Annotated in this window: 25 protein-coding genes; 20 read left to right on the top strand and 5 right to left on the bottom strand. The window is 60.3% G+C overall.

Features of this window, described 5'->3' with window-relative positions:
• Positions 1-305: 305 nt before the first annotated feature.
• Positions 306-2546: a DEAD/DEAH box helicase gene (locus EOK75_RS07750; RefSeq protein ID WP_137193368.1), complete on the bottom strand. Its 2241-nt coding sequence runs from the start codon at positions 2544-2546 to the stop codon at positions 306-308.
• A 253-nt stretch (positions 2547-2799) separates the two neighbouring features.
• Between EOK75_RS07750 and EOK75_RS07745 the strand changes: the two genes are divergently transcribed.
• The 3 genes from EOK75_RS07745 to lpxK are packed head-to-tail and all read left to right on the top strand — an operon-like array spanning position 2800 to position 5246.
• Positions 2800-3045 carry a DUF4170 domain-containing protein gene (locus EOK75_RS07745; RefSeq protein ID WP_137193366.1) on the top strand — a complete coding sequence of 82 codons (246 nt, stop codon included), beginning with the start codon at positions 2800-2802 and terminating at the stop codon, positions 3043-3045.
• A gap of 9 nt (positions 3046-3054) precedes the next feature.
• Positions 3055-4254, top strand: coding sequence for a 3-deoxy-D-manno-octulosonic acid transferase (locus EOK75_RS07740; RefSeq protein ID WP_137193364.1), 1200 nt, complete (start codon positions 3055-3057; stop codon positions 4252-4254).
• Positions 4254-5246: a tetraacyldisaccharide 4'-kinase gene (gene lpxK / locus EOK75_RS07735; RefSeq protein ID WP_137193363.1), complete on the top strand. Its 993-nt coding sequence runs from the start codon at positions 4254-4256 to the stop codon at positions 5244-5246. Before EOK75_RS07740 ends, lpxK begins: the two co-directional genes overlap by 1 nt.
• Before the next feature lie 15 nt (positions 5247-5261).
• Here the strand turns inward: lpxK and EOK75_RS07730 are convergent, their stop codons facing one another.
• Positions 5262-5771 carry a gluconokinase gene (locus EOK75_RS07730; RefSeq protein ID WP_137193361.1) on the bottom strand — a complete coding sequence of 170 codons (510 nt, stop codon included), beginning with the start codon at positions 5769-5771 and terminating at the stop codon, positions 5262-5264.
• 8 nt (positions 5772-5779) lie between these two features.
• Positions 5780-6199, bottom strand: a complete 420-nt coding sequence (locus EOK75_RS07725; protein WP_137193359.1) for a GlcG/HbpS family heme-binding protein — start codon at positions 6197-6199, stop codon at positions 5780-5782.
• Between the two features lie 157 nt (positions 6200-6356).
• Between EOK75_RS07725 and gndA the strand changes: the two genes are divergently transcribed.
• The 9 genes from gndA (at position 6357) to EOK75_RS07680 (ending at position 13027) form a co-directional block, all read left to right on the top strand.
• Positions 6357-7772 carry an NADP-dependent phosphogluconate dehydrogenase gene (gene gndA / locus EOK75_RS07720; RefSeq protein WP_137193357.1) on the top strand — a complete coding sequence of 472 codons (1416 nt, stop codon included), beginning with the start codon at positions 6357-6359 and terminating at the stop codon, positions 7770-7772.
• A gap of 94 nt (positions 7773-7866) precedes the next feature.
• On the top strand, positions 7867-8481 hold the full coding sequence (locus tag EOK75_RS07715; protein ID WP_137194338.1) for a ribonuclease D: 615 nt from the start codon (positions 7867-7869) through the stop codon (positions 8479-8481).
• Positions 8482-8511: 30 nt separating this feature from the next.
• Positions 8512-9123, top strand: coding sequence for a hypothetical protein (locus EOK75_RS07710; protein WP_137193356.1), 612 nt, complete (start codon positions 8512-8514; stop codon positions 9121-9123).
• 15 nt (positions 9124-9138) lie between these two features.
• On the top strand, positions 9139-9639 hold the full coding sequence (locus EOK75_RS07705; RefSeq protein ID WP_137193354.1) for an LptA/OstA family protein: 501 nt from the start codon (positions 9139-9141) through the stop codon (positions 9637-9639).
• Positions 9639-10400, top strand: coding sequence for an LPS export ABC transporter ATP-binding protein (lptB, locus tag EOK75_RS07700; RefSeq protein WP_137193353.1), 762 nt, complete (start codon positions 9639-9641; stop codon positions 10398-10400). Before EOK75_RS07705 ends, lptB begins: the two co-directional genes overlap by 1 nt.
• 275 nt (positions 10401-10675) lie before the next feature.
• Positions 10676-11251, top strand: a complete 576-nt coding sequence (gene hpf / locus EOK75_RS07695; RefSeq protein ID WP_137193352.1) for a ribosome hibernation-promoting factor, HPF/YfiA family — start codon at positions 10676-10678, stop codon at positions 11249-11251.
• A gap of 33 nt (positions 11252-11284) precedes the next feature.
• Positions 11285-11749, top strand: a complete 465-nt coding sequence (locus EOK75_RS07690) for a PTS sugar transporter subunit IIA (RefSeq protein WP_137193350.1) — start codon at positions 11285-11287, stop codon at positions 11747-11749.
• A gap of 3 nt (positions 11750-11752) precedes the next feature.
• Positions 11753-12781, top strand: coding sequence for a tRNA epoxyqueuosine(34) reductase QueG (queG, locus tag EOK75_RS07685; RefSeq protein ID WP_137193349.1), 1029 nt, complete (start codon positions 11753-11755; stop codon positions 12779-12781).
• A gap of 54 nt (positions 12782-12835) precedes the next feature.
• On the top strand, positions 12836-13027 hold the full coding sequence (locus EOK75_RS07680; protein ID WP_137193347.1) for a hypothetical protein: 192 nt from the start codon (positions 12836-12838) through the stop codon (positions 13025-13027).
• A gap of 56 nt (positions 13028-13083) precedes the next feature.
• On the opposite strand, the gene EOK75_RS07675 is transcribed toward EOK75_RS07680, so the two are convergent.
• Entirely contained in the window at positions 13084-13950 is an 867-nt protein-coding gene (locus EOK75_RS07675) for a branched-chain amino acid aminotransferase (protein ID WP_137193345.1), read from the bottom strand.
• Between the two features lie 154 nt (positions 13951-14104).
• Here EOK75_RS07675 and EOK75_RS07670 point away from each other — a divergent pair, with 154 nt between their 5' ends.
• From EOK75_RS07670 to EOK75_RS07635, 8 genes are all read left to right on the top strand, one after another.
• On the top strand, positions 14105-14602 hold the full coding sequence (locus EOK75_RS07670; RefSeq protein ID WP_137193343.1) for a MarR family winged helix-turn-helix transcriptional regulator: 498 nt from the start codon (positions 14105-14107) through the stop codon (positions 14600-14602).
• Positions 14602-15312, top strand: coding sequence for a response regulator (locus EOK75_RS07665; protein WP_137194337.1), 711 nt, complete (start codon positions 14602-14604; stop codon positions 15310-15312). The genes EOK75_RS07670 and EOK75_RS07665 overlap by 1 nt, the downstream gene beginning before the upstream one ends.
• Before the next feature lie 59 nt (positions 15313-15371).
• Positions 15372-16304, top strand: a complete 933-nt coding sequence (locus EOK75_RS07660) for a histone deacetylase family protein (protein ID WP_137193341.1) — start codon at positions 15372-15374, stop codon at positions 16302-16304.
• Positions 16294-16533, top strand: a complete 240-nt coding sequence (locus tag EOK75_RS07655; RefSeq protein WP_137193340.1) for an exodeoxyribonuclease VII small subunit — start codon at positions 16294-16296, stop codon at positions 16531-16533. The genes EOK75_RS07660 and EOK75_RS07655 overlap by 11 nt, the downstream gene beginning before the upstream one ends.
• Positions 16530-17393: a polyprenyl synthetase family protein gene (locus EOK75_RS07650; RefSeq protein WP_240793946.1), complete on the top strand. Its 864-nt coding sequence runs from the start codon at positions 16530-16532 to the stop codon at positions 17391-17393. Before EOK75_RS07655 ends, EOK75_RS07650 begins: the two co-directional genes overlap by 4 nt.
• 15 nt (positions 17394-17408) lie before the next feature.
• Positions 17409-19334: a 1-deoxy-D-xylulose-5-phosphate synthase gene (dxs, locus tag EOK75_RS07645; protein ID WP_137193339.1), complete on the top strand. Its 1926-nt coding sequence runs from the start codon at positions 17409-17411 to the stop codon at positions 19332-19334.
• A 90-nt stretch (positions 19335-19424) separates the two neighbouring features.
• Positions 19425-20354 carry a restriction endonuclease gene (locus EOK75_RS07640; protein WP_137193337.1) on the top strand — a complete coding sequence of 310 codons (930 nt, stop codon included), beginning with the start codon at positions 19425-19427 and terminating at the stop codon, positions 20352-20354.
• A 14-nt stretch (positions 20355-20368) separates the two neighbouring features.
• The gene (locus tag EOK75_RS07635; protein ID WP_137193335.1) at positions 20369-21382 is read left to right on the top strand and encodes a glycosyltransferase family 2 protein; all 1014 of its coding nucleotides are present in this window, start codon (positions 20369-20371) and stop codon (positions 21380-21382) included.
• Here the strand turns inward: EOK75_RS07635 and dapB are convergent, their stop codons facing one another.
• Complete coding sequence (dapB, locus tag EOK75_RS07630; RefSeq protein WP_137193333.1) at positions 21383-22192, bottom strand: 4-hydroxy-tetrahydrodipicolinate reductase; 810 nt, start codon at positions 22190-22192, stop codon at positions 21383-21385.
• Positions 22193-22233: the final 41 nt, after the last annotated feature.

Raw genomic sequence — 22233 nt, 5'->3', positions numbered from 1 at the left:
CTTTTTATCGTGCAGCAGGGGGAGCGGCCGGTTTTCGTCCCGCGTCATCCCGGATTTAGACTGATCTCGTATAGCTTATGCAGGTGCATTGCAAAAGGTGGTACGATTAAGCCAACCGATTGGAAAGGCCGGATTGTCCGATTTCGGCGTATTGTGCCTGCGGGGCATGGCCGAAGGCCCAATAAAAAATGGCCGCGACGGTTGGGTCGCGGCCATTCTTGAAAGAGGCCCACATACCCGCAGCTATTGCCGCGCGGAATGTGCGATGTTTCATATTGGGGCTGCTATATGCCCCAACCGTTCAATCAGCCCTTTTTCGGCGGGACGAAACGTTTGCTGGTATCGTTTGCCTTTGGCTTGCTTGGCTTGGCAAAAGGTTTGCCTGCCCCTGGTTTACCGCCGGGCTTGCCGCCTTGCGATTTGAACCCTGCCGAGCGCGGCTTGGCCGCCCCTGCTTCGGGCTTCCAACGTGGCTTGCGCTCGCCGCCGGCTTCGGGGCTGGCACCGCGTGGTGCGTAGGGCTTGGCACCATCGGCACGCTTGGCATAGGGTTTTGCGCCATCAGTGGCTTCGGTCTTTTTGGCATAGGGCTTTGCGCCGTCAGCGGCATCTGGCCGTTTGGCATAGGGCTTGCGCGGGGCCGTATCGCGGTTTTCCCACGGCTTGCCGTCACCCGGTTCGCGTTTCACCCAAGGCTTCTTCGCGCCATCGGCGGCATAGGGTTTCTTGGCCCCATCCGGTTTTGGCCCACGCTTTGGCTTGTCGTCCTTATAGGATTCGTAGCCCTTCGGCGCGCCACTGTCGGATTTCCACCCGCCTTCTGGCTTGGGGGCGGACTCGCGCTTGGTGTAGGGTTTGCGCTCTGGCAGCGGGGCGTCATCCTCGACAAAGCGCGAGGGCTTTGGCTTATAGGCCGGTTTTTCACGTGGGGCGCGAACAGGGCGTTCGGCGCGCTCAAGCGAGGGTTCGCCGTCCATGCGGGTCATCTCTACGCCTTCTTCCAGCGCGAGACCGCTGCCGAATTTATCGGCCACGTCTTTGCCGATCTGCACATAGGTCAGGTCATGCTGCACGCGAATCGCGCCGATGCCGTCCTTGGTGATGCCGCCCGCTTCGCAGATTTTAGGCAGCAGCCAGCGTGCTTCGGCGCGGCCTGTGTGGCCAACCGAGATCGTGTACCAGATAGAAGCACCAAATTCAGCGCGTGGTTTTGGTTCTGGCCGCTCTCCGGGTTTTGCCACATCGGACAAAACTTCGGGCGAGGACCGGCCCTGACGCCAGATCGACACGAAGGCCGAGGCAACCTGCTCTGGCCCGAAACGTTCCAGCAACATGGTCGAAAGCTCGGCGTTTTCGCCGTCATTCGGCCCCAGTGCGGGGTGTTCCAGAATGCGCTGGTCGTCACGTTCCTGCACTTCCTCGGCGGATGGGGCGGCACCCCATTCGGCCACAACCTTGGCACCCTGCAACAAACGCTGCGCCTTGCGGAACTCGCTCGGGGCAACGACCAGCGCCGATACACCCTTGGAACCGGCGCGGCCCGTCCGGCCCGAACGGTGCAGCAATGTGTCAGAGTTGCTTGGCAAATCGGCGTGGATCACCAGCTCCAACCCCGGAAGGTCGATGCCGCGTGCCGCCACATCCGTTGCGATACAAACCCGTGCGCGCCCGGTCCGCAATGCGGTCAGCGCGTTGGTGCGTTCTTGCTGCGACAGCTCGCCGGAAAGGGCGACAACCGCAAAGCCGCGATTGCCCATGCGTGCCATCAGATGGTTCACATTGGCGCGGGTTTTACAGAACACGATCGCGGTTTGGGCCTCATAGAAACGCAAGAGGTTGAATATCGCATGTTCGCGGTCACGCACCTGCACCGACAAGGCGCGGTATTCGATGTCGACGTGCTGCTTGGCCTCACCGGCGGTTTGGATGCGCAGGGCGTCAGATTGGAAATCTTTGGCCAAGGCTGCAATTGCTTTTGGCACGGTGGCCGAAAACATCAGCGTGCGACGCTCTTCCGGGGCTTGGGACAGGATGAATTCCAGATCATCGCGGAACCCGAGGTCCAGCATCTCATCGGCCTCATCCAGCACGGCGGCCTTCAAGCCCGACAGATCAAGCGAGCGGCGTTCAATATGGTCACGCAAACGGCCCGGTGTGCCGACAACGATATGCGCGCCCTGATCCAGACGGCGCTTTTCGGTGCGGTAATCCATGCCACCCACACAAGTCGCGATTTTGGCACCGGCATCAGCGTAAAGCCATTCCAGTTCGCGGGCGACCTGCAATGCCAGTTCCCGTGTCGGCGCAATGATCAGCGCGGCGGGCACATCGGCGAACAAAAAGCGGTCAGCCCCGGCCAGCAAATCCGGCGCGATGGCGATCCCGAAGGCCACGGTCTTGCCCGAGCCGGTTTGCGCCGAAACCAAAAGGTCGCGCCCTGCGGCCTCGTCGGCCAGCACAGCCTCTTGCACGGGGGTAAGGCTTGCATAGCCCTTAGCATCCAGCGCCGCAGCCAATGGCGCGGCGATATTCATATTTTCGATCATGTATTCTGCCTAATCAGAGGGGCGATATTGCCCGTTAAACGGCCGCCACACCCCTGACTGACACAGGCCTCCTCGCCTGACAGCACCGGAATATCTTTGGGCCAAGCGCGTCTGATAGCGGCAAACGGACCAAGAGTCCATGAAAACTATTGACCAAGCAGGGTTTCGCCCGATCACGAAACGCACCCCCTTTCCCCTTGCGTCCAAACAAACTAGCGTAGCCCTATCAAAATAACGCATGCGGAGCCTCGAAATGACCCAACGTCTTCACCTCGTCTTTGGCGGCGAATTGATCAGCACCGAAGGCACCACCTTCAAAGATCCTGACAATATTCACATTGTCGGCATGTTTCCCAATTATGCGACGGCCTATACCGCATGGAAGGCCGAGGCGCAGCGCACCGTGGATGAGGCGCAGACCCGTTATTTCATCGCCCATATCCACCGTCTGCGGGATGAGGCACAGCCAGCCTCTGCTACCGAAGAACTTGGCGCGTGATGGCAGGCCATGGCCTATTCACTTGGCCTGACGCTTTATAACCTCGCGAACCGGCGGCGGGCGGTCTCTGACGACGCGCGCCCGCCCCGGCCTGCGGGGCGGTTGGTCTGGCTGCATGCGCCCACGCGCAACAGCTTGCCACAGATCGCCGGGCTTGCTCGTCGGTTGGAAGAAGACCACGGCTTGAATATTCTGCTGACAAGTGATGTTGCGCCGGACCTGCTCCATCCGGGGATCACATGGCAACCAACGCCTGCCGATACCCCGGCCGAAGCGCGGCGGATGCTTGATCACTGGCAACCCGATGTTGTTGTGCTGTCCGATGGGCAATTGCGCCCCGCTTTGCTGCATGAGGCGCATGAACGGCGCATCCCTTCGGTTCTGGTTGATGCCCGCACCCCCACCATCATGGAAGGCAATGAGGGCTGGTGGCCGGGTTTGATGCGCGGGACTTTGATGTCGCTTGATGCCGTACTGACAGTTGACGGACCTGCTGCGCGCGCCTTTCGTCGGGCGGGGGCGCCGACCAAAATCGTGCAGGTGACGGGTCGCATGGAATCCCCAAGCGCGGTTCTATCCTGCGCCGAGGCAGAGCGCGCCTTTATCGCCGCCCAGCTGGCAACCCGTCCCGTCTGGTTCGCCGCCAGCCTGCCCGAAGACGAGGAAGCCGCTGTGATCGCCGCCCACCGTGGGGCCATGAAGCTGGCGCATCGGTTGTTGCTGATCCTGTCACCGCAAGATCCGGTCCGCATACCGGCGCTGGTGGCCCATCTGGAACAGGATGAACAATGGGTGGTCGCCTGCCGTTGCCGTGATGACGAGCTGGAGGCCGATGTGCAGGTCTATATCACCGAGCCGGGGGTGGAATACGGGCTGTGGTACAGGCTTGCCCCCGTCACATATCTGGGCGGTGGCATGGGGGATGGTGGCATCAACCGCGACCCGATGGAGGCGGCGGCGCTTGGCTCTGCCATATTGCACGGCCCGCGCGCCGGGCGTTTCGGGACCACATTGGGGCGGCTTGCCTCGGCGCAGGCCACCAGCCTTGTGCGCAACGCCGCCGAATTGCGCCGCGGTTTGATAGAGCTGCTGTCGCCGGACCGTTCCGCCCGATTGGCGCAAGCCGCTTGGGCCGTGGAATCCGACGGGGCAGAGGCCACCGATACCGCGATCAAGGTGATTTGCGATCTGGTTGAGGGGCGACGCTGATGCAGCCCCCCGGTTTTTGGTATAATGCGCCCGATGCGCCGGGATGGCGTGCGCGGCTGTTGGCGCCGCTTGGCTGGGCCTATGGTGCCGCCACGGCGCGGCGGTTGCGCAAGGGTGCGGGGGTGCATGCGCAGGTTCCGGTGATTTGTGTGGGCAATTTAAACGCTGGCGGGACCGGCAAGACGCCCACAACCATCGCGCTGATTGAACGGTTGTCGGCGCGCGGGGCTGTGGTGCACGTGGTCTCTCGTGGCTATGGCGGGCGGTTGCAGGGGCCGGTGCAGGTTGCGGAGCGGCATCATACCGCCAACGACACGGGTGATGAGCCGCTGTTGCTTTCGGCCTTTGCGCCAACATGGGTGGCGCGGGATCGTGCGGCGGGGGTTATGGCGGCACAGGCGGCGGGCGCGCAGGTGATCTTGCTGGATGACGGGTTTCAAAACCCTTCGGTTGCCAAGGATCTGTCCTTGGTCGTGGTCGATGCCGCGCGGGGCTTTGGCAATGGCCGCTGCTTGCCCGCCGGCCCGTTGCGAGAGCCGGTGCCAGTGGGTTTGGCCCGCGCAGATATGGTTGTGTCCATCGGGGCCAAGGATGCCCAAACCGGTTTTGCGGATACATGGGGCGATGCATTGGGGGTGCCGCATGTGACGGGGCATCTGGAGGTGTTGCAGATGGGCATGGACTGGACCGGCGAAAAGGTTCTGGCCTTTGCGGGCATCGGCCACCCAGAGAAATTCTTTGCCAGCCTGCGCGCGACCGGCGCGAACTTGGTGCGCGCCGAGGCGCTAAGCGATCACCAGCCCTTTACCGATGCGCTGCTGCGGCGGCTGTCGCATGATGCGGCGACATTGAAGGCTCAGCTTGTGACCACGGAGAAAGACGCGGTGCGCTTGCCCGCAGCCTTCCGGCCCAAGGTGCTGACGCTGCCTGTCCGGCTGCGCTTGGCCGATTGGGCGGGGCTGGACGCGGCTTTTGACCGGATGGGGCTGTGATCGCGGCGTCAGGCCTTACCCGCGCAGCTTTTCGATAATTTCCGCGATGATCAGGGGGATTGGCTGGTCAATGCCCACCTTAATTGCTGGTTCTTCGGCGGTTGGGGGCTCCAGCGTGGCGAACTGGCTTTCAAGCAGGCTGGGCGGCATGAAATGCCCTGAACGCGCGGCCATACGCGTGGCAATCACTTCGGGGCTGCCTGCCAGATAGATAAAGCAAACCGGCCCGCCTGCATGTTCGGCAATACGGTTGCGGTAGCTTTTGCGCAGGGCCGAACAGCCGAGGATCCCCGGATTTGCCAAGGCAGTGCCAACCTTGGCCAGCCAGGGCCAGCGGTCGGCATCCGTCAGCGCCTCTCCCCGGCCCATCTTGGCGATATTGGTGGCGGGGTGCAGATCATCACCATCAAGATATTTCGTGCCAATGGCCTTTGCCAACGCCACCCCGACCGAGGATTTGCCACAGCCCGCAACGCCCATCAGAACGTAGCGGCCCTGTGCCAGTTCGCTTGCCGACGTCGTCATAGCAATACCTAGGCCGGATCTGCGCCAATCGCGGCCAGCATCGTCTCTGCCACCTCGATATCCTGAATACCGCTGCCAGAGCCGACGCCAATACCGCCAACCAACACCCCGCCCATGTAAATCGGCAAGCCGCCTGCAAGTCCGGTTACGGCCCCGTCGCTGGCCTGTGCAATCGCCATGCGTATGCCTTCGGGGATCTTGGCGCTTTGGGCGCCGGTGCTGGCCGCCGTCTGCGCTTTGGCGCGGGCCGATCGCAGCGATAGAAACTTGGCCCCGCGCATCCGCAAAGCCCCCAGATCAACGCCCGAGGCGTCGACGATCACGAGGCATTGCGGCTGGCCCATCGCATCGGCCTTGGCACAGCCTGCGTCCAGCATCGTGATGATCGCAGCGTTGCTGAGCGCCTTTGTGTCTTCGGTAAAACCCATATCCATCCCTCTACTTGACCCATGCCGAGCGGCAGGTTACCGCTACCAAAGCAGCCCTGCAGGGAAACTGCAATGGGTCAGAGGCCTGTCACCATTGCCAAGCCCCTATCCGTCCAAACCATTCGGCCCAAACCATTCGGCAAGGAGCGTAAACGCCATGACCCAATCCGAAATCGGCCTGATCGGCCTTGGTACGATGGGCGCAATGCTGGCGCTGAACATTGCGGAAAAGGGCTTTGCCATTGCGGTTTGGAATCGCACAACCGAGGTAACGCAGCGTTTTGTTGCCAATGCAGGCGATCTGGCCCCCCGGATCACCGCTACCCAAAGCCTCGCCGAACTGGTGCGCAGCCTGAAGGCCCCCCGCGCGATTATCCTTATGGTGCCTGCGGGTCAGCCGGTGGATGACCAGATCGCGGCACTGACGCCTTTGCTGGACGAGGGCGATATGATCATCGACGCGGGCAATGCGAATTTTCGTGATACCAACCGCCGTGCTCAAGATGCGGCCAAGGGTGGCCCGCAGTTTCTGGGCATCGGCGTTTCGGGCGGCGAGGAAGGCGCGCGTCACGGCCCCTCTATCATGGGGGGCGGGCGTGCGCAGGATTGGGCACGCATAGAGCCGGTCTTGCAGGCGATTGCCGCGAAATATGAAGGCACCCCCTGCGCCACCCTGATGGGCGAAGCGGGTGCGGGCCATTTTGTCAAAACCGTTCATAACGGCATCGAATACGCCGATATGCAGATGATCGCCGAGGTTTACGGCGTTATGCGCGACGGCATGTCGATGCCTGCCGCCGCCATTTCGGGCTTGTTTGACGGCTGGAACAAAGGGCCGCTGCAATCCTATCTGATAGAGATCTCGGCAGCGGTGACGGCGGTGGTGGATCAGAAAACCAACAGGCCGATTGTGGATGTGATCCTTGACCGCGCGGGTCAAAAAGGCACGGGCCGCTGGACCGCGATCGAGGCACAGCACCTTTCCGCACCGATTCCGGTGATCGAGGCGGCGGTGATGGCGCGCAATACCTCGGCCCGGCTCGAGGAACGTCTGAAGGGCGAGGCGCGGTTTGGGGCGGCGCCGCAAACCCTGCCCGAGGGCGCGTTGATGCCGCAGGATCTGGAGGCGGCGATGATCGCGGGCAAGATCCTGTGTTATGCGCAGGGCTTTGCGCTGATTTCAGCGGCCAGCGATGAATTTGGCTGGGCGCTGCCCTTGCCGGAAATTGCCAAGGTCTGGCGCGAAGGGTGCATCATCCGGTCGGCCATGCTGAATGATATGGCGCAGGCCCTGGCCGAGGAGCCGGGCCGCAACCTGATATTCGCGCCCTTCTTTGCCGACCATCTGGAGAAAAGCCACAAGGCGCTGCGCAAGCTGGTGGCGCAGGCGGCCCTTTGCGGTTTGCCGTTGCCTGCCTTGGCCTCGGGGCTTGCGTGGTTTGATATGATGCGGACGGGGCGTTCCACCGCCAATATGATTCAGGCACAACGGGATTTTTTCGGGGCCCACGGGTTTGAACGTATTGATGGTGGCGCGGATCACCACGGGCCATGGGCGCTACAGGGTGGCTAAAGGGCGATCACAAAGCGGCAGCTATGGCTTGGCATTATGGGGGCGGCCCGCCTATAAGGCGACCTCCAACCGCAAAAGCCGAAAGCATGATCCGATGACCATTCACCTGCATCGCAACGACCTGCCTGACGGGCTTGACCTTGGCAACCTCGTGGCGATTGATACCGAGACGATGGGTCTTGACCCGCGTCGTGACCGGCTCTGTGTGGTGCAGCTCTCGTCGGGGGACGGGAATGCGCATCTGGTGCAGATCGCCAAAGGGCAAACCTCGGCACCCAATCTGGAGCGATTGCTGATCGATCCGAATGTGACCAAACTGTTCCACTTTGGTCGATTTGATATTGCCGCGCTGCAAAATGCCTTTGGCGTGGTGACGGCGCCGGTCTGGTGTACCAAGATTGCCTCGCGGCTGGTGCGTACCTTTACCGACCGGCACGGCTTAAAGATTTTGTTGTCGGAAATGGTGGGGGTTGATGTCTCCAAACAGCAGCAATCCTCTGATTGGGGGGCTGTGGAACTGACCGCTGCGCAAAAAGAATATGCGGCCTCGGATGTGCTGTATTTGCACCGGCTTAAAGAGGCGCTGGAGGCGCGATTGATCCGTGAGGACCGGATGGATCTTGCCAACCGCCTGTTCCATTTCCTGCCCACACGGGCAGAGCTGGACCTGATGGGATATGACACGCCGATGGATATTTATCACCACTAGGCGGCAGATAATGCCGAAAGAAAGGGCGCGATGAGCCAACACGACAACTTCCATTCGACCGCGGTGGCATGGCTTAAGGTGGCCTTGCCCTTGCTGGCGCTTGCGATTTTGTCGACGTTGTTTCTGGTGGCCCGCACAGTTGACCCGGCCGACGCGATTCCCTTTGCCGAGGTGGATATTGCGGAGCGTGTGCGCGAACCGCGCCTGACCCAACCGACATGGGCCGGTGTCACCGATGACGGCGCCGCCCTGACCATCGCCGCCGATGAGGCCCGCCCGCAGCAGGGGGGTACAGCCGGCGCCAGTGCAAATGCGTTGGTGCTGGACCTGCTGACGCCTGACGGGGGGCGTGCCAAATTGGTTGCGGGGCGCGGGATGCTTGACACCGATCAGGGCGTGCTGTTGGTGGATGGGGGCGTGACGGTGACCACCTCGACCGGCTATGAGGTGACGACCGATGCGATGCGCGCAGCACTTGATCGGACCTCGCTTATCAGCGAAACAAATGTGTCGGGGACGGCCCCGGCAGGGCAAATCACCGCAGGCGCGATGGAGATTTCCCAGCAACCCGACACGCCCGGCCAATATCTTCTTGTTTTCAAGGACGGTGTTAGGCTGCTATATACTCCCTCAGGTAAATAAAGTTCAGGACAAGCCATGTTGAAGGTGTTTCAGGTTACCGTCGTTTTGGCATCGCTTGCCCTGTTTCCGGCAATGGCCACCGCACAGGGGGCCAGCGTGGCCTTTGGCGAGTTAAAGCAAGACACCACCCTTCCCGTTGAGGTGTCTGCCGATCAGCTTGCGGTCAATCAGGCCGACGGCTCTGCGATGTTCACCGGCAATGTTTTGGTGGGTCAGGGCGAAATGCGCCTGTCTGCGGGGCAGGTGAAGGTGGAATATACCGCCGATGGCAGTGGCATCTCCAAGCTTTACGCCAGCAACGGTGTGACGCTGGTCAACACCACGGATGCCGCCGAATCGCGTGAGGCTGTTTATACCATCGACAGCGGCACTGTGGTGATGACTGGCGATGTTTTGCTGACCCAAGGCGGGAATGCGCTGTCGGGGCAAAAACTGGTGATTGATTTGAAGGTCGGGACCGGCGTGATGGAAGGGCGGGTGCAAACCGTATTCCAGTCGGGCAAGGCCAAGAACTGATGGCGTCCAAACCTGACCTTGCTGTGACCGACGGCACGGCCGGCCTTCATATCGAGGGGCTGCGCAAAAGTTATAAAAAGCGGCCCGTGATCCGCGATGTCTCTATGCATCTGAACCGTGGCGAGGTGGTTGCCCTGCTGGGGCCGAACGGTTCTGGCAAGACCACTTGCTTTTACGCGATTGCGGGGCTTGTGTCGCCCGAGGGCGGGCGCGTGTCGATCGACGGGGCGGATGTGACCAGCCTGCCGATGTACCGCCGTGCGCGGCTTGGCATCGGGTATTTACCGCAAGAAGTCAGCATTTTTCGTGGCTTGAACGTCGAGGACAATATCCTTGCCGTGCTGGAAATCACGCTGGATGACCGCCACAAACGGCGTGAGCGGCTGGAAGAGCTGTTGTTAGAGTTTTCCATAACCCACCTGCGCCGTGCGCCTGCACTGGCCCTGTCGGGCGGCGAACGGCGGCGGGTAGAGATTGCGCGCTGTTTGGCGGCCGATCCGAAATACCTGCTGTTGGATGAACCCTTTGCCGGGGTGGACCCGATTGCCGTGGGCGAGATTCGCCATTTGGTCAGCGATCTGAAGCGGCGCGGCATTGGCGTGTTGATCACCGATCACAACGTCCGTGAGACGCTGGAGATCGTGGACCGCGCCTATATTTTGCATGATGGCACCGTGTTGATGAGTGGCACCACCGATGAGGTTGTGCGCGATGAAAACGTGCGCCGCGTCTATTTAGGCCAAAACTTCAAGATTTCCTGATCGCGCCCCCCTTGAAAATTTTTTATCGCGACCGGTGCGCCGAAACCGCGATAATTCTTACAGTTTTGCTACGACCCCATTGACAAGCTGCCCGTCTGTGTCGCCAAATACCTTTGATACAAGCGTGAACCGGACCAATCGGATTTCAGTAATGCCAAGGGTTAACTACCCATTAATAAAAGGTATTAACCGGTTGTCCCGGTGCCGAAAACCCATCGGCAAGGCGTCTTGCACAGTGCAGGGCCACCCCTATGCCGGACCACGAAGGAGGGACTATGCGGTATCAGATCAGCGGTAGACAAATTGAAATTGGCGAGGCGCTTCAAACCCATGTGAAGGCCGAACTTGGCGAGACAGTGGAAAAATATGCCCTGCGCCCGACGGATGCCCTTGTGATATTTTCGCGCGACGCACACGAGCTGGTCTGTGAGGCAACAATCCATCTTTCGACCGGCCTGACCGCGCAAGCCCGTGGGCAGGCGACCGAAGTCTATGCCGCTTTTGAATCCTGCCGTGAAAAGCTCGACAAACAATTGCGCCGTTATAAGCGGCGTTTGCGCGACCATCACCGTGATCGCGTGACCCCGGTTGAGTTCGACGGCGGTTCGTCCTATATCCTCGCCTCGAAAGAAGAGTACGGAGACGCGGAGCCCGAGTCACTCCAGCCCATGATCATCGCCGAGATGGAGACGAAGGTCCCCACAGTTTCGGTTGGTGAAGCGGTCATGCAGCTGGAACTGGCAGAGCAACGCATGTTAGTCTTTCGGAACTCGAAACATGGCGGGGTGAATGTCGTATATCGTCGTGATGACGGTAATATCGGCTGGATTGACCCGCGGCACACAAAGTAAAGCGCCCAACCTTGGCGCGGGATAAAGCGGGTCATGGACATATCAAGCCTTTTGGAGCCCGGTGCTGTTCGCATCATCAACCATCTCACCAGCAAGAAACGTCTCTTTCAAGAGATCGGTGAGGTGGTGGCTTCTGTCCATGGCCTGAATGCCTCTATCGCGGTGGATGGCATTCAGGAACGCGAGAGCCTTGGCCCGACAGGTGTGGGCCATGGCATCGCCTTGCCACATGCAAGGCTGCAAGAGCTGGATAAGATCATCGGTGTTTTTTTGCGGCTGGAAAAACCGCTGGAATATGATTCGGTTGACCGGCTGCCGGTCGATCTGGTGTTTGCGCTGTTTGCGCCCAAGGATTCCGGCGTGGACCACCTCAAGGCACTGGCGCTGGTCTCGCGGACGATGCGCGATGCGGGCGTTGTGGCCAAGCTGCGCGCCAATTCCGATCCGGCCAAGCTGCACGCCATTTTGACCGAAGCACGCACCTCCAAAGCTGCCTGACCCATGGATGCCGCTGCCTTTCGCGCCGTGCTGCACGATCGCGCGCTGGCCGAGGGGTTTTCGGCCATGGGCATTTGCGCGCCGGATGCCACGTCCGACACGGCCGAACGGCTGGCGCAATATGTTGATCTGGGTCGTCACGGGCAGATGGGCTGGATGGCAGAGCGCATGGGCTGGCGCGGCTCGGCCGCCGCGCTTTGGCCTGAGGCGCGTTCGGTCATCATGTTGGCTGAGGTTTATACCCCCCCCGAAAACCCGCTGCCGGTGCTGGAGCTGCGCGATCAGGCCGCTGTGTCGGTTTATGCGCAGGGGCGTGATTACCATGACTTGGTGAAAAAACGTCTGAAACGGCTGGGCCGCTGGATGGTTGATCAGACCGGCGCGCAGATCAAGGTTTTCGTCGATACCGCCCCTGTGATGGAAAAACCCTTGGCGCAGGCGGCGGGTCTGGGCTGGCAGGGCAAGCACACCAATCTTTTGTCGCGCGATCTGGGGAACTGGTTTTTCCTTGGCTCTATCTTTACCACGATGGAATTGCCGCGCGATGCGCCGGAAACCAGCCACTGCGGCAATTGCACCGCCTGTCTTGATATTTGCCCGACCAAGGCTTTCCCCGCGCCTTACCAGTTGGATGCGCGGCGCTGCATTTCCTATCTAACGATTGAACATAATGGCCCGATTGATCCTGATCTGCGCCCGTTGCTGGGGAATCGTATTTATGGCTGTGATGATTGTCTTGCGATTTGCCCGTGGAATAAATTCGCGGTGACGGCCTCCGAAAACGGCTATGCCCACCGCGTCGGCGCGCCGCCATTGGCAGAGCTGGTGGCACTGGATGATGCCAGCTTTCGTACCCGCTTTTCCGGCAGCCCGGTCAAGCGGATCGGGCGCAACCGCTTCATTCGCAATGTTCTTTATGCCATAGGCAATTCCGGCAACCCGACTCTGCGCGAGGCGGCCCAGCCGTTGTTGGCTGATCCGGATGCCACCGTGGCCGATGCTGCTGCTTGGGCGATCGCCCGTCTGTCGTGACGCAGACCACCAGATGTGCTATGCTTCCCTGAAGTAACCCTGTGGGAGGATAGTATGACCAAGCATATCGCCGACAAGCGTACGACTTCGGACACGCCGCGCAAAAAGCACTTTTGGGCGATGGAGAAACGTTCGGGAGAGCAGGCACCGCATCCGGCCATTCGCGCGCTGGTGCAACGCCCGCAAGGTCACAGTGGTACGCGCCTTCAGCATTACCTGCGAATCGCGCGCGGCCATATGGCCTGAAACGCGAAAAGCCCGGCGCTTGGCACCGGGCTTTTGTTTTGGGCTTTGGGCGGCAATTAGGCGCGCACCAATGCCTCATATTCAGAGGAGAGATCTTTGATCATCTGCCCGACCTCAAAGGTGTAATCGCCGATCTGGCCCACGGGGGTAATTTCGGCCGCAGTACCGGTCAGCCAGCATTGCTGCATGTCTGCCAGTTCGGACGCTTCGATCCGGCGTTCCTGCACCTCAACCCCTTTGGCCTTGAGCATACCAATCACGGTCTGGCGGGTGATACCGTTCAAGATCCCGTCTGCCAGCGGTGTATGAACCACACCGTCCTTGGCAAAGAAGATATTGGCGCCCGTCGCCTCGGCCACATAGCCGCGATAGTCGAACATCATCGCATCTGAACAGCCCTTCGCCTCTGCCGCATGTTTGGACATGGTGCAGATCATATAAAGCCCCGAGGCCTTGGCATTATGTGGGATGGTTTCGGGGCTTGGGCGCTTCCATTTCGCGATGTCCAGCTTGGCACCCTTGAACTTTGCATCGCCATAGTAGTTGCCCCATTCCCATGCAGCCACGGCCATGCGGATCGGGTTGCGCTTGGCGGCGACGCCCATATCCTCACCCGCGCCGCGCCAAGCGATTACGCGCACATAGGCATCGGTAAAGCCGTTTGCCTTGAGCGTGGCTTCCTTGGCGGCTTCGATTTCGGCAACCGAATAGGGCAGGGGCATATCCAGCAGCTCACCCGACTTGCGCAGCCGTTCGGAGTGTTCAATCGACTTGAAAATCTTGCCGTTGTAGCAACGCTCCCCCTCAAACACCGAGGAGGCATAGTGCAACGCGTGGGTCAGGATGTGGACATTGGCATCGCGCCAATCGACCAATTCCCCGTCCATCCATATCTTTCCATCGCGATCATCATATCCGGCCATCTGCGCTCTCCGTAAGTAAATTTGCATTAATTGCGCAATTTAGGGCCGCTTCGGTCATAAAGTTGCGTAAATCACGTCGATTTGCTAGCATTCAAGGGTTGGAAAGTCAACAAGGCTGACATAAAATCCAGCCAGCAATAAACGGGGGCAGGCTATGGATCATTTGCAAACGGGTGAAAACCTGCTGTTTCTGACCGACGATCAGGTGCGCAAAGGGATTGAGGCGATGTTTTTTGCCTATCGCGGGTTTACCGCCGATCCTGACCGTATTCTGGAGGGGATGGATTATGGCCGCGCCCACCATCGTGCGCTGCATTTCATCCATCGCAGTCCCGGCACCACGGTGAATAACCTTTTGGCGATTCTGGGGGTGACGAAACAATCGCTCAACCGGGTTTTGCGCAGCTTGATTGCGGATGGGCTGGTGGAAAGCCGTGTGGGCCACTCTGACAAACGCGAACGCCATTTGCACCTGACCCAACAGGGTACCGCGCTGGAACGCCGTTTGTCCGACGCGCAGCGGGCACGTTTGCGGGCCGCCTACCGTGCTGCGGGGCCGGGGGCAGTGCAGGGATTTCGTCTGGTACTGGAGGCGATGATGGACGAAGAGGCCAATCGCCAGTATCAAAGCCTGAAGGAGGCGAACATATGATCCCCGATCCGCAGGCCCATCTTTTGGTGGTTGATGATGACGAACGCATTCGCGGGCTTTTGCAAAAGTTCCTGATGCGCAATGGTTTTCTGGTCACCATCGCCCGAGATGGCGCGCAGGCGCGGCGTTTGCTGGACGGGCTGGATTTTGATATGGTTGTGCTGGATGTGATGATGCCCGGCATTGACGGCATCGCCCTGACGCGCGAGTTGCGCGAACGGCTCTCGGTGCCGATCCTGCTGCTAACGGCGCGGGGCGAATCCTCTAGCAAGATCGACGGGCTGGAGGCAGGGGCCGATGATTACCTCGTTAAACCCTTTGAGCCAAAAGAGCTGTTGTTGCGCATCAATGCCATTTTGCGCCGTGTCCCGCAGGCGCAGGCCGAGGTTGGGCCAAAAGTGCTGCATCTTGGCACTGTGCGCTATGATGTTGACCGTGCAGAGCTGTGGCAGGGTCGCGATCCCGTGCGCCTGACCGCGACCGAGGCGCAGTTGATGCGCGTATTCGCCGCACAGCCGGGGCAGCCGATCAGCCGTGAAACCCTTGCCGGTGATCTGGGCCGCACTGACGGTGCCGAGGAAACCAGCGGTCAGGAACGTGCGGTGGATGTGCAGATCACCCGTCTTCGCCGCAAGATAGAGCGCGACCCAAAGCAGCCGCGGTATCTCCAGACCGTGCGCGGCGAGGGGTATATGTTGGCACCGGACTAGCAATTTTTCAAAGGGCGTCTGAATTTGAAGCAGCCGTCGTGCAGCCGTGAAGGCCCCGAATGACAACTGCATTCTTTACCCATCCCGATTGCGATCTGCACATCGAGCCGCCCGGCAACCCCGAGCAGGTCGCACGGCTTTATGCGGTTACCTCTGCGCTTGCGGGGATGGATTTGCGGCGGTGTGATGCGGATCGGGGGCGTATGGCGGATATCCTGCGCTGCCATTCGGCGCGCCATATCGACAGGCTGCGTGCCGCGATCCCCAGGCAGGGCTGGATCGGGCTTACGGGCGATACCTATCTTGCCCCCGGCAGTTTTGACGCGGCCTTGCGCGGCGTGGGCGGTGCTTGCGGGGCGGTGGATCTGGTGCTGTCAGGCGGGGCGGCGAATGCTTTTGTGGCCACGCGCCCGCCGGGCCATCATGCAGAACGTGAAACCGCGATGGGGTTTTGCCTCTTTGGTACCATAGCGATTGCGGCCAAATATGCGTTGGATCATCACGGGCTTTCGCGTGTGGCGATTGTGGATTTCGACGTGCATCACGGCAATGGCACCCAAAGCCTTTTGTGGGATGAGCCGCGCGTGGTTTTCGCCTCTTCCCATGAAATGCCGCAGTATCCCGGTACGGGGGCGGCATCGGAAAAAGGAGCGCATGGCCAGATCCACAATCTGCCCCTGTCTGCGGGCTGTACGGGGGCGGAAATGCGCGCGGCTTATGAGGCGCAGCTTTTTCCTGCGATTGATGCGTTTGCGCCCGACCTTATCCTTATTTCGGCCGGTTTTGACGCCCATCATGCCGATCCATTGGGCGATCTGCGCTGGGCCGAGGATGATTTCGCATGGCTCACCCATAGAATTTGTGATCTTGCCGACACGCATTGCGCGGGGCGGGTGGTATCGGCCCTAGAGGGCGGTTATGATCTGGATGCGCTGGCGGCCTCTGCCGCCGCACATGTGGCAGTATTGAAGGAACGCGGGAATGACCGATAAGCCAGTGGCAGAGATGAGTTTTGAAGAAGCGATGGGCGCGCTGGAGCAGGTCGTCACCTCGCTTGAACGGGGCGAAGTTCCGCTTGAGGCCTCGATCGCGCTTTATGAGCGTGGCGCTGCCCTCAAGGCGCATTGCGCAGCCAAGCTGAAAGAGGCCGAGGATAAGGTCGAAATGATCCGCGCCAAGGACGGCCAAGCCATCGGCACCACCCCGGCGGAGGGGATGTGAGCTTTCCCGCCTTGCTTGCGGCCTCTTCGGCCCGCGTGCAATCCCGACTTGATACCGCATTGGCGGGGCTTGATGATGAGCCTGTGATCCATGCGATGCGCTATGCCTGCACCGGCGGTAAGGGCTTGCGCGGATTTTTCGTGCTGGAATCGGCGGCGTTGCACGGGATTGCGCCGAAAAATGCGGTTGCGGCGGCGGCGGCGATTGAGGCGCTGCACGCCTATTCGCTGGTGCATGACGATATGCCTTGCATGGATAATGACGACCTGCGTCGTGGTTTGCCCACCGTTCACCGTAAATGGGATGAGGCGGTTGCCGTTCTGGCCGGTGACGCGCTGCAATCGCTGGCGTTTGAGCTGTTGACCGATCCCGCGCTTGGTGCCAACCGGCTTGTGCTGGTGGCGGGCATGGCCCGTGCGGCCGGTGCGCGCGGCATGGTGCTGGGTCAGGCGTTGGATATCGCGGCAGAGACTGCGACCACTCCGCTGACATTGGAACAGATCACCCGCCTTCAGCGCGGCAAGACCGGCGCCTTGTTTGAGTGGTCGGCCACCGCGGGCGCGGTTCTGGCGGGTGCTGATCCGGCCCCGCTTGCACGTTTTGCCGCGGCCATCGGGCTTGCGTTCCAGATCACGGATGACATCCTGGATGTGACGGGGGATGCGACCAAGGCGGGCAAGCGGCTGGGCAAGGATGTCGATGCGGGCAAGGCTACCTTCGTTTCCCTCTTGGGGCTCGACGGTGCCAAGGCCCGCGCTGCCACCTTGATTGATGAGGCGACCACCGCCCTTGCCCCTTATGGTGCAAAGGCAGATAATCTGACAGCGGCGGCACGTTTCGTGATCGCGCGCGAAAGCTAGGCCCAAGGGGGCACCATGACAGATCATACGGATAACAGGCCCAAAACCCCGATGCTTGACCGCGTGGCTTTGCCATCGGATTTGAAATCCCTGTCTGATCGCGAATTGCGGCAAGTCGCGGATGAGCTGCGGGCAGAGACGATTTCTGCCGTTTCTGTCACCGGCGGGCATTTGGGCGCGGGTCTCGGCGTGGTGGAATTGACCGTGGCACTGCATGCGATTTTCGATACGCCGCGCGACAAAATTATCTGGGACGTCGGGCACCAATGCTATCCACATAAAATCTTGACGGGGCGGCGCGACCGGATCCGCACCCTGCGTACCGAGGGCGGGCTTTCAGGGTTCACCAAGCGCAGCGAATCCCCCTTTGACCCCTTCGGCGCGGCGCATAGTTCGACCTCGATCAGTGCGGCGCTGGGCTTTGCCGTGGCGGCCGATCTGGGCGGCGATGCGGGTGATGCCGTTGCCGTGATCGGGGATGGTTCGATGAGCGCGGGCATGGCCTATGAGGCGATGAACAACGCGGGCCATTTGAAAAAACGGCTGTTTGTGATCCTGAATGATAACGAGATGTCGATCGCGCCGCCGGTGGGGGCGATGTCATCCTACCTGAGCCGTCTGTATGCCGGCGCGCCGTTCCAAGATCTCAAGGCCGTTGCCAAAGGCGCTGTCAGCTTTTTGCCCGGCCCGTTTCAGGAAGGCGCGCGACGGGCCAAAGAGGTGCTCAAAAGCATGACGGTCGGCGGCACCTTGTTCGAGGAGCTTGGCTTTTCCTACGTCGGCCCGATTGATGGCCACGACCTTGACCTGTTGTTGCCGGTGCTGCGCGCGGTTCATGATCGCGCGACGGGGCCGATGCTGATCCATGTGATCACCAAAAAGGGCAAAGGCTATGCCCCAGCCGAGGCTGCGCGCGATAAGGGCCATGCCACCGCGAAATTCAATGTGCTGACCGGCGAGCAGAAAAAAGCCCCATCAAACGCGCCCAGCTATACCTCGGTTTTCGCCAAAGCACTGGTGGATGAGGCCGCGCGTGATGACAAGATCGTGGCCGTCACTGCGGCGATGCCGGATGGAACGGGGTTGAACCTTTTTGCCGAACGGTTTCCGCGCCGGTGTTTCGATGTGGGGATCGCAGAGCAACACGCCGTGACGTTTTCGGCGGCGATGGCGGCGGGCGGGATGAAGCCGTTTTGCGCGCTTTATTCGACCTTCCTGCAACGCGGTTACGATCAGGTTGTGCATGATGTCGCGATCCAGCGATTGCCGGTACGCTTTGCTGTTGATCGGGCGGGGCTGGTGGGCGCTGATGGCGCAACCCATGCCGGTGCGTTTGATGTGGCGTTCCTTGCCAACCTGCCTGGCATGGTGGTGATGGCCGCCGCCGATGAGGCCGAGCTGGTCCATATGGTCGCCACGGCCGCGGCCCATGATGACGGCCCGATCGCCTTCCGCTTTCCGCGCGGTGAGGGTGAGGGCGTCGAGATGCCCGAACGCGGCGTGCCACTGGAAATCGGCAAGGGCCGGATGATGCGGAAAGGCGCGCGCGTGGCGATTCTGTCGTTTGGTACCCGACTGTCCGAGACGATGAAAGCGGCGGAAAACCTAAGCGCCAAGGGCATTGACCCGACGGTTGCCGATGCCCGTTTCGCCAAGCCGCTGGACCGCGATATGATCCTGGATCTGGCCGCACGGCATGAGGTTCTGATTACGGTTGAGGAGGGTGCGATTGGCGGTTTCGGATCGCACGTTGCCCAGCTTTTGGCCGAAGAGGGCGTGTTTGATAGCGGCCTTAAGTTCCGCTCTATGGTGCTGCCGGACATCTTTATTGACCAAGCCAGCCCCGAACGGATGTATGAGGTCGCCGGAATGGATGCCGCGCAGATCGAGGGCAAGGTTCTGGAGGTTCTGGGCGTTTCCGTTGTGGGAAAACGGGCGTGAGGGGTGCTTGCCCGCCAGAGTATCCGACATGGGCAGGCCGAAGCCATTTTTCGGCATTTTCTTAGAGTTTCAGATCGCGGGGGGATTTGAATGGCCATTCCTGACTATCAAACGATGATGTTGCCACTGCTGCGGGAATTCGCGGCGGGTAAAACGCGGGTGGTGGAGTGCCTTCCGGCTTTGCGACGGGAGTTTTCGATCACCGAGGCGGAGGCGGAAGAGCTTTTGCCAAACGGTGGCCCCCTACTTAGCAATCGTGCGAATTGGGCGCGCACCTATTTGGGCAAAGCAGGGCTGTTGCGGTCCCCTAAAAGGGGATTTCATCAGATTACGGACCTTGGCCGCAAGGTTTTGGCAAGCAATCCGGATGAGATTTCCAATAAAACGCTCGAACAGTTTCCGGCCTTTGTTGAATGGAAACAAGACAGCAGAAAGCAGGAAAGCAGCGACACCTCCTTGGCCTCAGCCACGGTACTTGTGGCGGATAAAACCCCCGAGGATACAATCGAGACGGCCTATGCAGTCCTTTCGGCCGCCCTGCGCGATGAACTTTTGGCACTGCTCTATGAGATGAACCCGATCCGGTTTGAGCGGCTGATCCTCGATTTGCTGACGGCGATGGGCTATGGCAAGGGCGATCTGTCCAACAGCCATATGACCAAAGCCAGTGGTGACGGCGGGATTGACGGGATCATTTATGAGGATGCGTTGGGGCTGGACGCTGTTTATATTCAGGCCAAACGCTACGGGGCGGACAACAAAGTGTCGCGACCGGCTATTCAGCAATTTGTCGGATCATTGAACGGCGAAGGGGCAACAAAAGGGGTTTTCGTCACCACCTCGGATTTTTCAGCCGAGGCAAAAGGATTTTTGAACAAGGTGCAGCACCGGATCGTTTTGATCAATGGGCAAGAGTTGGCGCGCTTGATGATCCGCTACGATATTGGGGTTCGGGGGCGGATGCGCTATGTCCTCAAATCCGTGGATGAAGAGTATTTTGGTGAAAATGGTTTGGTTTAAGGGGTAGGTACGACGTGATTGGGCGGATGTTTGATGCGGTGACGCGTCGTTGGGATGAGTTTTCGACGCGGCGCGCTGTGGCGAAAGGGATGGCGTTGATCCATGGTCCGGCCCGCGTGGAGTTGGCCGAGGATGAGGCCGCAGTGATATGTCTTGTCAAGGACGCCGCCTATTTCATCGAAGCGTTTTTGGCACATCATCAAGCTCTTGGTGTGCGCCACATTGTGTTGGTGGATAACGGATCATCGGATGATACCATTGCGGTCGCCAAACGGTTTGACTGCGTGACGGTCCTGCAAAACACGCTCCCCGCCCGACAGTATGAGGTATTGCTGCGCGTGGTGGCCGCGCGGCAGGTGATACAGGGCGGTTGGTTCTTGTTTGCCGACGCGGATGAGATGTTCGAGGTGCCGTTGGATGCCTCACTGCCGCAGCTGTTGGGGTATTTGACCAAGCATGACTATACGGCGATGGTGTCGCAGATGCTCGACCTGTTCTCGCCGCTTTCCTATGGTGAGGGCAAGGATTGGGATTATAGCCGCGTCTTGCAGCAGGCGGATCACTATAGTTTGGGGCAGGTACAATCGGTGGCTTATCATGAGCATGATGCCATCGGATTCAGTTGGTTTCTGGATCAGAATGAAGGTGATGTTGCCCTGAAAATCGGCGGTGTTCGTGCCGAAGTCTTTGGTGAGGCGTGCTTCCTGTCCAAACATTCGATTGTGCGCAATATCCCAACGGTGCAGCCGATGGTGCATCCGCATTGTGCCAGCAAGGTCCGCGTTGCCGATGTGACCGGCCTCTTGCGGCATTACAAGCTTGCAGGGGATTATCTGGCGCGGGATCGGGCCTCGGTCGCCAATGGAACATGGGAACATTCCGAGGATGCCAAGCGTTTGGCAGCCGCCACGGGGGGCGATGCCTTCAGGATCGCCCCGCAATCAGCATATGTTTACGCTGGACCGGAAGCCTTGGTAGAGCAGGGCTTCTTGGAGGCATCCGAGGCCTACCGGCGCTTTATCTGCTAATTACAGGCCCAGCACGTCCATCATGTCATATTCGCCCGGCTTTTGGCCGATGCCCCACAGGGCTGCGCGCAGCGCACCACGGGCAAAGATCGCGCGATCGGTTGCAAGGTGGCGCAGCACGATGCGTTCGCCATCAGCGGCAAAGATCACGTCATGTTCCCCCACCACATCCCCGCCGCGAATGGCGGCAAAACCGATATCACCGCGTTTGCGCGCACCGGTAATGCCATCCCGCCCGGAATCGCGCACATCCGTCAGCGATACACCACGGCCTTGGGCGGCGGCCTCACCCAGCATCAGGGCGGTTCCCGAGGGCGCATCGACCTTCATGCGGTGATGGGCCTCGACCACCTCGATATCCCAATCGGCATCTAGGGCTGCGGCGACTTTTTGGGTTAGGCGGGTCAAAAGGTTCACACCCAGTGACATATTCCCCGCCCGCACGATTACTGCGCGGGTCGCGGCGGGGGTAAGCTGCGCGATGTGATCACCCTCCATCCCTGTGGTGCCGATCACATGAACGATACCAGCCTGTGCTGCCAGTGCTGCAAATTCGACGGTGGCTGTGGGGGCGGTGAAGTCGATCACGGCTTGGGCTTTGGCAAAGACCGTGGGCGCATCATCGCTTACGATCACGCCCATCGCGGGCCCGCCCATACATTCGCCCACATCGCGGCCGACCCAGTCGTGGCCGCTACGCTCAACGCAGCCGACCAGACGTGCGCGGTCGGATGAGGTGATCGTGCGGATCAGCATTTGCCCCATGCGCCCTGATGCGCCGGTTACAACGAGTCCCGGAAGGTCGGCCATGTTCTCAATCCCCTCTAATGCTTTTGCGCCTGCTTATCGTA

The sequence above is a fragment of the Pseudorhodobacter turbinis genome (assembly GCF_005234135.1).
Lineage (GTDB): Bacteria > Pseudomonadota > Alphaproteobacteria > Rhodobacterales > Rhodobacteraceae > Pseudorhodobacter > Pseudorhodobacter turbinis.
Note: the sequence above shows the minus strand (reverse complement) of the source record. Positions and strands in the feature narration are given on the sequence as shown.

Excerpts from the sequence above, each read along its gene's own strand:
- EOK75_RS07750 (WP_137193368.1), bottom strand. The coding sequence starts at position 2,546 with ATGATCGAAAATATGAATATCGCCGCGCCATTGGCTGCGGCGCTGGAT.
- EOK75_RS07745 (WP_137193366.1), top strand. The coding sequence starts at position 2,800 with ATGACCCAACGTCTTCACCTCGTCTTTGGCGGCGAATTGATCAGCACC.
- EOK75_RS07740 (WP_137193364.1), top strand. The coding sequence starts at position 3,055 with ATGGCCTATTCACTTGGCCTGACGCTTTATAACCTCGCGAACCGGCGG.
- lpxK (WP_137193363.1), top strand. The coding sequence starts at position 4,254 with ATGCAGCCCCCCGGTTTTTGGTATAATGCGCCCGATGCGCCGGGATGG.
- EOK75_RS07730 (WP_137193361.1), bottom strand. The coding sequence starts at position 5,771 with ATGACGACGTCGGCAAGCGAACTGGCACAGGGCCGCTACGTTCTGATG.
- EOK75_RS07725 (WP_137193359.1), bottom strand. The coding sequence starts at position 6,199 with ATGGGTTTTACCGAAGACACAAAGGCGCTCAGCAACGCTGCGATCATC.
- gndA (WP_137193357.1), top strand. The coding sequence starts at position 6,357 with ATGACCCAATCCGAAATCGGCCTGATCGGCCTTGGTACGATGGGCGCA.
- EOK75_RS07715 (WP_137194338.1), top strand. The coding sequence starts at position 7,867 with ATGACCATTCACCTGCATCGCAACGACCTGCCTGACGGGCTTGACCTT.
- EOK75_RS07710 (WP_137193356.1), top strand. The coding sequence starts at position 8,512 with ATGAGCCAACACGACAACTTCCATTCGACCGCGGTGGCATGGCTTAAG.
- EOK75_RS07705 (WP_137193354.1), top strand. The coding sequence starts at position 9,139 with ATGTTGAAGGTGTTTCAGGTTACCGTCGTTTTGGCATCGCTTGCCCTG.
- lptB (WP_137193353.1), top strand. The coding sequence starts at position 9,639 with ATGGCGTCCAAACCTGACCTTGCTGTGACCGACGGCACGGCCGGCCTT.
- hpf (WP_137193352.1), top strand. The coding sequence starts at position 10,676 with ATGCGGTATCAGATCAGCGGTAGACAAATTGAAATTGGCGAGGCGCTT.
- EOK75_RS07690 (WP_137193350.1), top strand. The coding sequence starts at position 11,285 with ATGGACATATCAAGCCTTTTGGAGCCCGGTGCTGTTCGCATCATCAAC.
- queG (WP_137193349.1), top strand. The coding sequence starts at position 11,753 with ATGGATGCCGCTGCCTTTCGCGCCGTGCTGCACGATCGCGCGCTGGCC.
- EOK75_RS07680 (WP_137193347.1), top strand. The coding sequence starts at position 12,836 with ATGACCAAGCATATCGCCGACAAGCGTACGACTTCGGACACGCCGCGC.
- EOK75_RS07675 (WP_137193345.1), bottom strand. The coding sequence starts at position 13,950 with ATGGCCGGATATGATGATCGCGATGGAAAGATATGGATGGACGGGGAA.
- EOK75_RS07670 (WP_137193343.1), top strand. The coding sequence starts at position 14,105 with ATGGATCATTTGCAAACGGGTGAAAACCTGCTGTTTCTGACCGACGAT.
- EOK75_RS07660 (WP_137193341.1), top strand. The coding sequence starts at position 15,372 with ATGACAACTGCATTCTTTACCCATCCCGATTGCGATCTGCACATCGAG.
- EOK75_RS07655 (WP_137193340.1), top strand. The coding sequence starts at position 16,294 with ATGACCGATAAGCCAGTGGCAGAGATGAGTTTTGAAGAAGCGATGGGC.
- dxs (WP_137193339.1), top strand. The coding sequence starts at position 17,409 with ATGACAGATCATACGGATAACAGGCCCAAAACCCCGATGCTTGACCGC.
- EOK75_RS07640 (WP_137193337.1), top strand. The coding sequence starts at position 19,425 with ATGGCCATTCCTGACTATCAAACGATGATGTTGCCACTGCTGCGGGAA.
- dapB (WP_137193333.1), bottom strand. The coding sequence starts at position 22,192 with ATGGCCGACCTTCCGGGACTCGTTGTAACCGGCGCATCAGGGCGCATG.